At 34.8% G+C, this 14,345-nt stretch carries 5 protein-coding genes; all 5 read right to left on the minus strand.

Features of this window, described 5'->3' with window-relative positions; genetic code table 11:
* Positions 1–3: 3 nt before the first annotated feature.
* Positions 4–4,722, minus strand: a complete 4,719-nt coding sequence (locus tag ACFX4X_RS11715) for an amino acid adenylation domain-containing protein (RefSeq protein ID WP_377383572.1) — start codon at positions 4,720–4,722, stop codon at positions 4–6.
* A 26-nt stretch (positions 4,723–4,748) separates the two neighbouring features.
* Positions 4,749–5,015, minus strand: coding sequence for a phosphopantetheine-binding protein (locus tag ACFX4X_RS11720; RefSeq protein WP_377383575.1), 267 nt, complete (start codon positions 5,013–5,015; stop codon positions 4,749–4,751).
* A 10-nt stretch (positions 5,016–5,025) separates the two neighbouring features.
* A complete protein-coding gene (locus ACFX4X_RS11725; RefSeq protein ID WP_377383578.1) occupies positions 5,026–12,549 on the minus strand; it encodes an amino acid adenylation domain-containing protein in 7,524 nt (2,507 codons plus the stop codon).
* A 12-nt stretch (positions 12,550–12,561) separates the two neighbouring features.
* Positions 12,562–13,218 (minus strand): hypothetical protein, encoded by a 657-nt coding sequence (locus ACFX4X_RS11730; RefSeq protein WP_377383581.1) that lies wholly within the window; start codon positions 13,216–13,218, stop codon positions 12,562–12,564.
* Between the two features lie 836 nt (positions 13,219–14,054).
* Positions 14,055–14,339 (minus strand): transposase, encoded by a 285-nt coding sequence (locus ACFX4X_RS11735; protein ID WP_377383584.1) that lies wholly within the window; start codon positions 14,337–14,339, stop codon positions 14,055–14,057.
* Between the last annotated feature and the right edge of the window lie 6 nt (positions 14,340–14,345).

A 14,345-nucleotide genomic window follows, 5' to 3' on the forward strand; every position in this document is an offset into this window, starting at 1 on the left:
ACCTTATTTATTAGAATTCAATATTTGAAACAGATCTTCCTCAGTAAGCATCGCATCTGGAAAATCACTTTCTATTAAAGAACCTTGATCAAATTCAGATCCCTTGATTTCCATCACGACTTTGCCAATGGCTTCTATTAATAAGCTCATTTTTTCTTCAGCTAATTTTGAAATTATTTTTAAGATTAGTCTTCCGTCCTGAATCATGGCCAAAAAATGGAGTTTCGGTTTTTGTTCAAATTCACCAAAGTCCTGGCTATTGGATGATTCGAATTGAGAGTCCAACCTTCCTAAATAATTAAAAGTAACGTGGATATCCGGCTCCTGAATGACCCCAGGACTAAAATACTTGATCACACCATAATCAAAACCTTTATTCGGAATTTCCCTTATAGCATTCTTCGTGTTTTTTAAAGTATCATCAAACGCCTTATCTGAATGCAGCAATATTGGATACATCGCAGTAAACCAGCCAACGGTCCGAGTAACATCCATTGTTTCGTCCACCATTTCCCTGCCATGCCCTTCTACTTCTATCCAGAATTTCTTCACTTCAAAAGATTGGTTCAAACTCTTCGCAATTAATGACAACAATACTTCTTCTACAGTCGCTTTAGATTGCCCTGTTAATTCCTGGATCAAAAACTCAGTTTCTTCTTCACCGAATGATTTCTCCACCGTTCTTTCTTGCGTAGCTATAAAGTCTTCCCCTATCATGAAATCCGTTATTTCACTTTTTGTTTTTTGTTCCCAATAACGGAGTGTTTCAGGGTCCATCAACGTTTCATTGTATTTCTTTAAGAAATTTGACCAGTCCTTAAATGATGAAGTTTTATAGGCGAGTTTCCCTTTTTGATTGTTTAATGCTTGATCATGGAGATGATTGAAATCTTCAAGTAAAATCCTCCAGGAAACTGCATCGATTAATAAATGATGGATTACCCAAAAGAAGCGATACTTGTTCATTTGTTCTTTTAAAACAAGCATTTTCATGATCGGTCCATTACTTATATCCAATGAACCTTGAACCGTACTTTCCCATTCATCTCTCGTTTTTATTCGCGTTTCCTCATCTAAATGATGAATATCCTTATAGACTAACTCCCATGTTTTGTGTTCAGAGTCTATATTCCCGATATATTTTTCGTCATGCTTTTCAAATAAGGTCAACAATCCATCATGATGTTCCACGATTTGAGATAGAATACTTTCAATATCCTCCATTAGGGCACAGGAATTTTTACTAAACACAATAGACTGGTTCCAATGATTGATGGAAGTCGTGTGTTCAGCAAAGAACCATTCTTGAATGGGGGTCAATTCCACATTTCCTCTAGTGGCTATTGGTTGAATCATGACTTTATTTTCAGTTTTTGCAACGGCTGCAAGCTCAGCTACCGTTTGATTTTCAAAAATTGATTTTGGACTGATGATTATACTTTCCTGCCTTGCTAGGGAACATATTTGGATGCTCTGAATGGAATCGCCACCAAGTTCGAAAAAGTTATCTCGGATACTTATGTCATCTAACCCTAAGACATTCTTAAAAATCTGAAGAAGCACTTTCTCATTAAACGTCTTAGGTTCTTCTGATGTATTGTTTCTAGTGACTGGTACCGGAAGAATTGCTGAATCAATTTTCCCATTTGCATTTAACGGAAAATTGTCCACTTGCATAAAGAATGAAGGAATCATGTAACTTGGTAATCTCTCTTTTAAAAATGCTTTTAAGTGATCGTTATCAACCTGTTGTTTTGATGTGAAATAAGCGATTATTTGTTTATTTAAGTTTGGCTGATCCTGAACCATAATGAATGAGTCACTTACTTGCGGATACGCATTGAGATTGACCGAAATCTCCTCAACTTCCACCCGGAAGCCTCTTATTTTCACTTGATTATCCTTACGCCCCAGAAAAATCAACTCACCATTGTTCGTGAATTTTGCAAGGTCACCGCTGCGATACAAACGCTTTCCAGCTTTAAAAGGATGTTCAATGAACTTTTCTTTTGTTAAATCATCATTATTCACATATCCAACAGCTAATCCTTCACCACCAATATATATTTCCCCTGCAGCACCTATTGGTACGAGTCTTTGCTCAGGACTTAATAAATAGACGTCAGTATTCAGGATTGGTTTGCCTATCGATACTTTATTATTAGTAGTTTCATTTTTTTCAAACGCTTTAAACATTTCAATCGTGGTCCATACTGAATATTCCGTTGGACCATAGGCATTATAAAAATTTATATTTTGATAGCGCTCCAGCAAAGCTATTGGACATTCAGATCCGGCTGAACCAACGAATTTCACATCAGATCCATCTATATTGAGCTCTTGTAATACCGCTGGCGGCAATACTAGATGCGTTAACTTTTCACTTTTGATTTGATTTTCCAATGCGAATAAATCAAACATTTCCTCTTTATTATTCCCGATATGCAGCTCTGCACCATTTAATAGGCTTCCAAAAATCTCATATATAGAAGCGTCAAAATTAAAGGTAGCAAATTGTAATACCTTTGAGGTCATATCAAGCTGTAAGTACTTGTTTTGACTTATTACTAAATTCACTACTCCTCTATGGGATAACATGACGCCTTTAGGTTTTCCTGTCGTGCCGGAAGTATAAATTATGTAAGCTAGATCTGATGGTGTAATCATTTCGGTACAGCATTCGGAATCCATGTAATGGACAGATTCAAGATCTATTACATTAGCTATCTTTTTAATCGCAGGTACCACAACTTGATTCGTAATGCATATGTCCATTTTTGAATCATTGATGATATATTCCAACCGTTCAGCTGGTAGCATGGGATCAAGCGGAACGTATGCACATCCAGCTTTAATGATTCCCAACATGCCGATTACCATCTCAATAGATCTGCTAACATGCAGGCCCACTTTATTAGAGCCATTTTCCATATAGTTTCTAAGCAATTTCGCAATCACATTTGACTTTTGATCTAATTCTGAATAGGTAATGGTCTTACCATTATCAGCAACGGCTAATTTGTTTGGATGCTTCTTAACGATTCTTTCCAAAATGGAGGTGATCGTCTCATTTTGATGTAAATCCGAAACCTCACCTTGCCACTCAAATAACAATTTATTCATTTGATTTTCGTCTAAATAATCCAAATGACAAATGGGCATATTTGTATTGTTACAAATTTGGAATAACCATTTTTCGAAACTCATCATGAGTCTTTCGATTGTTTCCCGTTTGAAAAGCTCATCGGAATACTCGAATTCAAGTATTAGGTCAAGAGAACCCTTTACTTTTATAGTTAGATCATAGTTTGAAAAAGGTATTTCGAATTGGTCTTGTTCAAGCGTGAAGAATGAATTGCTAAAATTCCCTTCGAAGCTTTCTTCCATAGCCAAAGCTGTTTGGAACAATGGGGATTGGCTTAGATCCCTGTCTGGATTAATGATTTCAACAATTTTTTCAAATGGAAAAGCCTGATGTTCCAATACATCCAAAATCACTTTGCGATTTCGGGTCAAGATTTCATGAAATGATTCCGTAACATCCACCGTTAACTTCAGTGGCAGCGTATTGACAAAGCACCCAACTGTCCGGGAAAATTCTTCTTGACCGCGGTTTGCGACGGTACTCCCAACAATGATTCGATTCTTCCCGGTATACTGACTTAAAAACACTTGATAGGCGGTCATCATAAAAGTATATAAAGTTGTGCCATTCTCCTTTAAAATCCTGTCTATCAATAAACGAAGTTCATCCGTTATAGGCATTTCCAGTCTGTCACCAGAATAAGAAGGTGATTTTGGACGCTGAAAGTCAAATGGAAGTTCTAATGCTTCTTCCTCCCGATCTAAATAACTTTCCCAAAACCTCCTCTGGCTTGGCGTACTTTCCCTGACCCACTCCTTATGCCAGACAGCATAATCTAAATATTGCATGTCCACAGGAGGAATATCACCAACCTTGCCCGTTTGAATCCTTTCATAAATCTCCATTAACTCCTCGAAAAAGGTTACAAACGATACTCCATCAAAAATGATATGGTGAAAATTGCATACTAAATAATACGTTTTTTCCTCAATTCGAAATAGCTTCATATTAAATAACCGATCATTTTCCAGATCAAAACATCTTTCCATTTCTTCAGTAAGATGAGAGGTGACCATTATATTACTGACTTCGGGGCCTACTTCCCGACAGTCTTCATAGGCTATTAAGTTACTGCTGTTTTTTGACAAGAATTGAAGTACTTGATGTTCTTCACCCTTAAAATTGGTTCGTAAAGTTTCATGGCGTTCAATCATGATATCTAATGCCTGTTGTAAGTCACCAATGTCCACTACGCCATTTAAAATGAATTTAAATGGCATATTATAGAGCATTTTCCTTTCATCGAGACTGTCAAACAGATACATTCGATCTTGATTATGAGAAAGCATCCCTTCCCTTTTTCCACGTTTATAAGGCTTATTGACCTCGTCTTCTCTCATGCTGAGAAGCATGTCCAGGAAACTTGCCAACTTTTCTATGTTCCATTGACTTGTAATGATTTCAGATGTTAATTGAATACCGAACTCCCGTTTTATCGAAGACAAAAACTCATCCTTTTTTTCATTTGTACTTAGTGATGCATTCATGTCCTCTAATAGTGATATTTTAAGAGGTTCGATGATAATTGAAATCATGTTTAATAGCCTATCTTCCGTTTCACTTATGATCCTGTTCATAGAACATCACCTCAATTCTTTTCCATTCAACTTAACTTATTAATATCGTCCAATTGTTTGATGAGTACAGATAGTTCCTGTATGGTTGATTGTTCGAACAACACTTTGATTGGCAATCTTACTCCCATGTTATTCTTCACCATTTGAATAAATTGCATAGCTAAAAGGGAATTCCCCCCTAAATCAAAGAAATTAGAATCTGTACCAATGGTTTCTTGTTCTAAGATCTCTTTCCAAAGTCCAATAAGCTTTTCCTCAATTAACCTTTCCTTGACCGCAATAGTTGTCTCCATATATTTCCCCTCACTTAACTTTCATTTTTTCTAACATTCCGTTTAAGATTTGATTAAATATAGAAATGACTGATGTCCTTAACTTTAGATTGACCGCTGCCTCATTAAACTTAATTTGAACACTTGAACCAGGGTTAATGATGATGACGATTGGATAATGGGTGGTTTCCCGCCCTTCTTTCAAACTTACATTGATTTCACCAGTATTAGCTAGTTGCATGGGATAGTTTTCAAAAGCATATAATGAGTCAAATAAATGATCTTTCATATTAGCCCATTCATAAATTTCTGATAATGGTGTATTCTCATAGGCACTTAGTTCCAAAAATTCCTTTTGAACCTCATCCAGCAGTTCCATGTAGGTCTTCTCTTGGCTGATATTCTTTATAAACGGAACGGTATTGATAAATGGACCAACCATAACCTCAATATTTTGGACCGGGATATTCCTGCCTGATGTCACTACGCCGCAACATACATTATCCGTACCTTTTATTTCTTTTAAAGTAGCTAGCCAAATAGTTAGAAAGAAAGTATTCATGGTAATCTTGTATTCCTGACAGAATCGTTGAATGGAATCACTCAATTCCTCATCCAGTACTTTCAAGTAGCTATTCTCAATGTAACCCTCGCCTTCCAACATTCCCGTTAAACTAGGTACAGAACTTCGGACACCTTCCAGTTTCCCTGCCCAATAGTCCCGCAGCTCCTTATTACTCGTATAATCTTTCATATATTCAACATACTTTTTAAATGAGGTACTCAAAGATGATGACGGTGTTATTGAATGATAAGAGTCAAAAATGTCATTAATCACCATCGAATAACTCCAACCATCCATAATAATATGATGGAATGTCCATATTAATTGGTACTCATTTTCCGCAAGCTTAACGATCATGAAGCTATTCAACCTATTGTTCTCGATATCTATGATTTTGTATTGATCTGCTAACAACTTTTCCAGCTTCGCTTGATGATCGGTCATTTCTTCATATTTAATCTCGATATCCATGGAACTCATTAATAGTTGATAGAATATCCCTTTTCTACTTGAATATAATTTCGTTTTTAAAATGTCATGTTTCCCAGCTGCTGTCCCAATGGCATTCTTTAATTTTGCGACGTCCAGAACGCCTTTAATATCAAAAATGAGTTGTACTTTATACTGACTGCTCTCACTATCAAATAAACTATGATATAACATCCCTTTTTGCAAAGCAGTCAATTCATAAATATCAACAATTCCTGTTTCTTTGCTTAGTAGTTGGTTAAGTTCCTCTTCAGGCACATCCACTATTGGAAAGTCTTCCGGCCCGTACATCGAATTTTCCAATTTTGTCACTGCTTCCAACAATTCCAGCAAATTGTTTTGAACATAATTCTCAAAATCTTCTCTTACGAAATGTCTGTTGTAGTTTATTTTTATAGTTTGCTCTTCATTCACTACAAGTAATTCGATATCGATTTCATGCTCGGTATAGGAATTATGTTGAATATCATGTTCACTAAAAAAGATGACCTCCTTCGCAGCCAATTCATTGTTTTGATGAAATCTACCTAAATTATTAAAACTGATAAGCGGCTTATTTTGTTTCATTTGTGTCTCGCCACATAATTCGGTCATGATCCCATACTCAATCCCTTTATTAGGCAAGGCCCTTAACTTTTTCTTTGTACCTTTAATCGTGTTTGTAATGGATTCTTTATTTTCTAAATAAACCGGGCACATGGTCGTAAACCATCCAACTGTTCTGGATAAATCGACATCTGCGAATAATTCCTCGCGACCATGTCCCTCCAAAGTAAAATGAATATCTTTTTTATTAAAATAATTCCCGATTAGCATTGCAAAAATAGATAAGTATATTTCATCGATTGATGCTTTATGAGCTTTTGTCATTTCATTATAGATTTTGTTTGTAAGCTCTTTATTAAGCTTCATATCAAATGATCTTCCATCGTATGCATTCCCAGTTTTGGCCAAGGCGTTTTCATACAGTGCGTTATTTTCATTCAGCCAGTACTCTTTAATGACTAAAGGAATACTATTTTTGTAATCATTAAGGTTATTTGCCCATTCCTTATATGATGTCGTTTTATTATCCAGTTTTAGTTCTTTATCGTTAATATCTTGAATATATAGCCGGTCAAAGTCTTCGATTAAGATTCTCCAGGAAACCCCATCAACAAGTAAATGATGAATGATCCAAATGATTCTATGCTCATTTTTGCCTGTATTGATGCATACAATTTTCATCAGCGGTCCGTTTGAAATGTTTATGCCCTCTTGTGCATCGATTCCGAGTTTAACAACTTCCTGTTCTTGTATGTCCTTATTCATGTTTGATAGATTTACGTAATTCAAAGTCCAATTTTCATTCGGATCCGTATTTTTTTCTATTTGTGAAAATGCTTCTTTGCTAGTGAACCTTGATCTCAGCCCATCATGATGTTTAACGATATGCGCCATGATCTTCATAAGCCTTTTCTCACTCAGTTGCGGGTAGCCCTTTAATGTTACGGATTGATTCCAATGATTATAATTATTTATTTGTTGAGAGAAAAACCAACTTTGAATAGGTGTAAATGATGCCTTTCCAAAAACGTCAGACTGATTTATCGTTAAATCCCCCGTCGATTCCACAACCTTTGCCAGCTCTTCGATACTTTGTTTTTCAAAGATATCTTTTGAAGTAATGAAAAGATTTTCTTTCTTGGCAAGTGAACAAATTTGAATGCTTAGGATGGAGTCTCCCCCACATTCGAAAAAGTTATCGCGGATGACTATTTCCTGATTATTCAGGACCTCTTTCCATATCTTTAGCAATTTTTGTTCCGTTTCATTAATGACACTTTTACTTTTAGTCTCTTCCGAGTTCGTTTTTGTATCCGGTAAGCTCTTCGTATCCACTTTGCCGTTAACGGTCAGCGGAAAAGACTCCATTTTAATGAAGTAAGAAGGAATCATATAATGAGGAAGATGATTCTTCATATAATCCCTGATATGATTTTCTTCCAGATCATTGTCTGAGATATAATAAGCAATGATAAATTTCTTCGATTTAGATTCATCTTTTATCGCGATAAAGCAATCCTTTATACCTGTACATTTGTTTAGAACAGCACTGATCTCACCAAGTTCGATACGATATCCCCGGATTTTCACTTGGTCATCCGCTCTTCCTGCAAATAGTAAATTTCCATCCTCGGTATACTTAACCAAATCTCCAGTTTTATAAAGCTTTTTTGAGGGATTGAACGGACTCGGAATAAAGCTTTCATCGTTCTTCTCCGGATTATTTATATATCCTCTTGCAATTCCTTTTCCGCCGATATACAGCTCGCCTATTTGACCTTTAGGTGTAGGCTTCATCCTGGAATTCAACACGAACGCTTCTGCATTTAGAATTGGCTTACCAATGGGGATCACTGTATCATCACTTGGAAGTACCTTATATACAGTCGCTACGACAGTACCCTCCGTTGGCCCATAATTATTATATAAGTCAAAACTCAAACGATCAGGTTTCGTTTTTAAACGATCCCCACCTGTCAATATAGCTCTGATTGATTGCGGGAATTTCATTTCGTTGATAAATAATTGCTCTAGCAGTCCCGTTGAAAAAAATGCGAGTGTGACACTCTCCTTTTCTAACTTCTCCGAAAGGATCTCAACATCCAGTAAATCATAGTAATCCAGAATCAGGAGTTTATTCCCATTCGTTAGGTAAGGAAATGCCTCCCAAACAGAAGCGTCAAAAGATGTATTCGAAACCAGTAATGCTGCATCTTTTTCATCAACAGAATAATAATCGATATGCCAATCACAGAGGTTTGCCAATCCGCCATGTTCAATCATGACTCCTTTAGGTTTTCCCGTTGTTCCTGAAGTGTAGATGATATAGGCCAAATCATTATCCGATAGCTTTCTTGAATCGAATTCTTCACATTCACTTTCTCTTACTTTTAGTATGTCTTCGATCAATATTAGTTTTCCTTCATCACCGGGATACTTTGAAAGTCCTTCTTCATTACTTAAACAATATATGATTTGAGAATCCTCAATCATATGTTTCAGCCGCGACTCTGGCTGTGACGGGTCCAAAGGCACGTACCCTGCCCCAACTTTCATAACGGCTAAAATAGCCGTTACCATATTGATCGATCGATCCATAAAAATACCTATTCTATCTTCTGCACCTACATCGTTTCGGAATAATTTATGTGCCACCTGATTTGCCCGGGCATTTAACTCGCTATACGATACTTGATCATCTCCATGAACAATGGCAATATCATTGAAATTTGTACGTACTTTATTCTCAAACCTAGTTATTACATCTTCAAAATGTTGATCTTCCATTTCTTGTTTTACGTTACTTGTCCCCATTTCGATTAGTGATTGTAACTGTGCAGGCTCTAAATAGGTAATGTCCTTTAATTTCCTGCTTTCCTGGGCTGTAATCTCTTGCAGCCAATATTTGAAATTTTTAGCCATTCTTTGAATCGTCGTTTTATTGAATAATGATTTGTTGAATTCAAACGAAATGACTAATTCATCCTCATCAATTTCCTCTACCTGAACAACCAAATCAAATTTAGCTTTAAAGGTATTGATTTTTTTGGGTTTTAATTTGAAATCTTTATACGCCAGCTTTTCTTTTTGGTTATTCTGCAGAACAAATACTGTATCGAACAAAGGCGTATTTTCCATGGTTCTTTCTTCCGATGAATATTTTAATATTTCTTTAGTAGGTAAATTTTGATGGTCAAAAACACCTGCAATATTTTTTATATTTTTTCTCAAAATCCCTTTAAATGAATCATCCTGAGATACCTTTATTTTAAAGGGCAAGGTGTTGACGAAATAACCTATCAATTTTTCTGTATCCACATGGTTTCTCTTCGCCAATGGACTTCCGACAACAACTTCCTCTTCATCAAAATAAACAGACAAAAAGGTTTGATAGGCTGTAAGTAAACTCATGAACAAAGTCGACTTCGTTTTTTTATGAAGACTTTCTAGATTGTGTTGAATATCTTTTGGTAACAAGAAGCTGATAATATCGGAAGTGCTTTTACCTTCTCCTGTTTTTTGATGATCATATTGTAATAAGGACTTTTGCTGTAATGCAGTTATTTCATTACTCCAGAACTCATTATCCTTGCCACTTATATAATTTGGTGAGTTTTTTTGCCATAAAGCATAATCTCCATATTGAATGGATTTGTTATTTATATCATTTTGTTCCCCATTCTCGATTTCCTCATAAATGGAAAACCAATCATTGATCATTAATGGAATCGACCAACCATCAAAAATAATATGATGGATATTACATATTAATTGATATTCACATTCATTTTTCTTCACTAACGCAATCCATAAGAGAGGACCATTACTTATATCGAATTGTCGTTCCGTTTCTTCATTCACCAAGTGATTTATTTTTTCTTCCTGTATGTCTAAAGGAATGTCCGAAACATCAATATAGTTAATACAATGGTTAATCGACTCATCAAAAACCAAGATGCCTTTTCCAGATTGTTCTCTTATGATACTTTTTAAAATTTGATGTTTATTGCTCAGCTTATCTAAAGATATCTCCAGTTTTCCTTTATTCACTTCACCTGATATTTCATAAGAAAAAACTATGTTATATAACGATTTATCTACATTGGTTTGGTGAATGAACCACAAATTTTCTTGTTCATATGTTAAAGGGTATGTATTCATGTCATTTATAGGTATATAATCTTGCTTTACCTCTTCTTTTTTACGGGTTTCTAAAACTTGGGATAATTTCGCAATCGTATCGTTATCCAAAAAAACTGAAGGAGCGATTTCGGTATTGAATTGATCTTTTATCTTGACAATTAATCTCATTATCGATAATGAGTTCATTCCACTTTCAAGTAATGACTGATTATCTTTTATAACCTCATTACCTATGATGCTAACAACCACTTCTCTTACTTTTTCACTTATTTTTTCATCTGCTGGACTCTTGATACTCGATGCAGTTTCACTGTCTTTTATAATGACTTTGGGTAATAATGCTTTGTCCAGTTTTCCGTTTACGGTTAAAGGGATGTTGTCTACCTTGATAAAAAAGCTTGGTATCATATAGGACGGTAATGAGCTTCCTACACTTTCCCTCAAATAATCAGCAGCTAATTCCTCATCAGCAACATAGTATAAAAATAAATGCTTATCATCATTAAACGCTGTATCCATTGTAACGACAGCATTCTTGATGTTTTTCAATTCATTGTACGAGCTCTCAATTTCCCCTAATTCAATCCTGAAACCCCTTAGCTGCACTTGCTCATCATTCCTGGAGATATATTGCAGATCCCCATCATCTAAAACTTTCACTACATCCCCTGACTTATAGTAGCGAACATTATCGATATAAGTAAATTTCATCTTATTCATCATGGCATTTTTATAGTAACCTAGCGAAACACCTTTTCCTGAAACGTATAACTCGCCCTCTTCATCTCCAATTACTTCTTCTCCATTTTGATTCATTACTTTAAATCCAAGATGAGGCAGGACTTTTCCGATATTAGTGATTCCTTTTTCAACATCACTTTTAGCGATTTCTTTGTATGTTACATGAACGGTGGTTTCAGTTATTCCATACATATTTATTAGCTTTGGCAGCCTGCCGTTTTCTGGCGAAAACCACTGCGCCAATTTTTTGAAGTTTAATGCTTCCCCTCCAAATATAATGTATTTTAAACTCAATTCATTTTGACGATTTATGAGCTCTCCACTCACCTCGAAGAAAGCACTTGGCGTACAATTAAAAACGGTTGTTTGAGTACTTACCATTAAATCAACAAAAGATATTGGATTTCTGCTTTCTTCAAATGAAACCATTACGACTTCTCCGCCATAAATCCAAGCTCCCCACATCTCCCAAACGGAAAAGTCAAATGCGTAGGAATGGAAAAATGTCCATTTATCTTTATTACTAAACTCGAACAAACCCTCGCAACCTAAAAACAAGTTCATGACATTTTCATGTGAAACACAAACTCCTTTAGGCTTGCCGGTTGAGCCCGATGTAAAAATGATATAAGCTGGATCCTTTGGGTCAATTAAGGTATGTAAATTATCACCTGTCATATCTTTAGAATTCTCTACCACCTCATCAATGGTTAAATGCCCACAATCAATATCGTCAAGCTGACCTTTATCCCCTATTAATAACTTCAATTCCGAATTCCTTATTATATGCTTTACTCTTTCATCCGGACTTTTAGGGTCGATAGGTACATAGGTAACACCCAATTTAAGGAGTGCTATGATTAAAAATAAAACATACTCGGACTTTTCAATATAGATTCCGACATTGTCTCCTATATTTATCCCTTGATCCTTTATATACATCGCCATTTTATTTGCCAAAATATTTGTTTCTTTATATGAAAAGTGTATATCTTTATTTCTTACTGCAATATTGTTCTCATATTTCCTAACACTTGCCTCAAATAAATTCACTAAAGAATCCATATTCATCATTTTCCCCCATCATTTTAAATATGTGCCTGATGCGACCGTCAACATATGAAAAACTAAAGAAATTAAAGCTATGAAAATCGTTATGATTAATGCTTTTTTTCTCTTAATGAGTGCTAATTTTTCTAAGCTATAGCTGAATAAAATTAAACTGACAATATAAAACAATTCAAACTCAGCCATGAATGTGTGAAGAATTGAAGTTTTATCATGCACGAGTAAGGATAAACTAGTAAATGTCGTTTCCTTGCTCTTAACCAATAATGCGATTATTGCATTTACACCAGATCCAACTACAATGCATATCCCTGCATTAATGACAGCTTGACAAATCCCTTTTATATTTACCGATCTTTCTTTTGAGAATAAAAATAATAGGCATACAATTATTATTTGAATAATAAATGTAACCAATAATCCAAGAGCTCCCATTACAATTGTGTTTATGGCAAAACTCATGACCCCTATCTCTGAAATGGACATGCCATTTAATACATTCATCCCTTTTTGATCTGCAGAATATAACAAAAGCGTCGTCTCGATACCTGCAATTAAACTGAGGATCAATAACGAAATGATTAACTTATGTACTCTTTCCTCTTTTTTAAATAGATATTGTACTAGTTTGTTATTTTTAAATTCAGCATTTGCTTCCACTTTTAACTCCATTGGTATTCCCCCTCAATTTATTTTCTGGAATTTATTAGAAAATAAACTCCTTCACTTTCCTTAATCTTTTTTTGTCGGATTCCGTTAAATGCCTCCAAAAAGTCAGAGTCAGTTTTCGTTTTAGCTTCAATATCGATTCCCATTGGATGCAGTTGATCAAAAATCAAGATTCCAAAAGTTTTATCTGTATGAGTGATGGAAATACCGATGTTCATTGGTAAAAGACAAGTTATTAACAATTACCGGCTGTCCAAATTCTCCTTTCAACAGGGATATATTCTTTATTTCATCCAAACCTATATCTAAAAATTCATAATTGCTTTTTTTCACAAACAAACTTTTCTTTGCTTCGATGATTTTTTGGGGCCAGCTTGCAAATTAAATAATTCCATTCTTTTCGTTGAAAATATCATCAATATAGTCCAAATTGACTGAATCCTCTTCATAAAACTTTATCTCTAAGTTTTGAAAATTTTTTTCTTATTCATAAAATATTCAATCAATTATAATGACTCTCCTCCAAATTACATCCATTTTTATCCTGTAAAATTTCTTTTTTAAAACAAATATTTCATTTTCTAGGTTAATTATTGCCTATTATCATTATCGATAACACTTTATCACAACAATTTTGTCGAGTCCATTAAAAATTTGTAAATTATCTACATTAAATAATAACTTTACCAATTTACCTAATATTAATTTATTTAAATATTTTTATAAAAATATAAAAATTTTTAATTGGCCACCTTTATTTCTCCAATAAAAAAAGCCGTATTTTATTTTTCACTATAATTGTGAAAAATAAAAAATGGCTTTATATACTGTTCATTCATTTATGGTTGTTTCGTGAAAATATGCATTGCCTTTTTTAATATCTCATTCTCTTCCTGTAAGTCTTTGATTATTTTATCCTTTTCCTCTTTCAGACTTAGCCCTGTAAAACCATTACGGGAATCCTCCAAGCCCTGTTCATTTGTTTCTTTATAATTATTGATCCAATTTCTTAATGTAGGTATCGAGATATTGAGCTCTTCGGCCAATTCTCTAGGTTTTCTGCCTTCTTCCAATACTAATCGAGCAGCATAAATTTTAAAATCTTTATCATGGTGCTTCCCCATAATAAG

Source organism: Peribacillus sp. YIM B13481, assembly GCF_042787985.1.
Classification (GTDB): Bacteria; Bacillota; Bacilli; order Bacillales; family DSM-1321; genus Peribacillus; species Peribacillus simplex_A.

What these genes read in the sequence shown, in the direction of transcription:
- ACFX4X_RS11715 (WP_377383572.1), bottom strand. Translation starts at nt 4,722, where the DNA reads ATGAACAGGATCATAAGTGAAACGGAAGATAGGCTATTAAACATGATT.
- ACFX4X_RS11730 (WP_377383581.1), bottom strand. Translation starts at nt 13,218, where the DNA reads ATGGAGTTAAAAGTGGAAGCAAATGCTGAATTTAAAAATAACAAACTA.
- ACFX4X_RS11725 (WP_377383578.1), bottom strand. Translation starts at nt 12,549, where the DNA reads ATGAATATGGATTCTTTAGTGAATTTATTTGAGGCAAGTGTTAGGAAA.
- ACFX4X_RS11720 (WP_377383575.1), bottom strand. Translation starts at nt 5,015, where the DNA reads ATGGAGACAACTATTGCGGTCAAGGAAAGGTTAATTGAGGAAAAGCTT.
- ACFX4X_RS11735 (WP_377383584.1), bottom strand. Translation starts at nt 14,339, where the DNA reads ATGGGGAAGCACCATGATAAAGATTTTAAAATTTATGCTGCTCGATTA.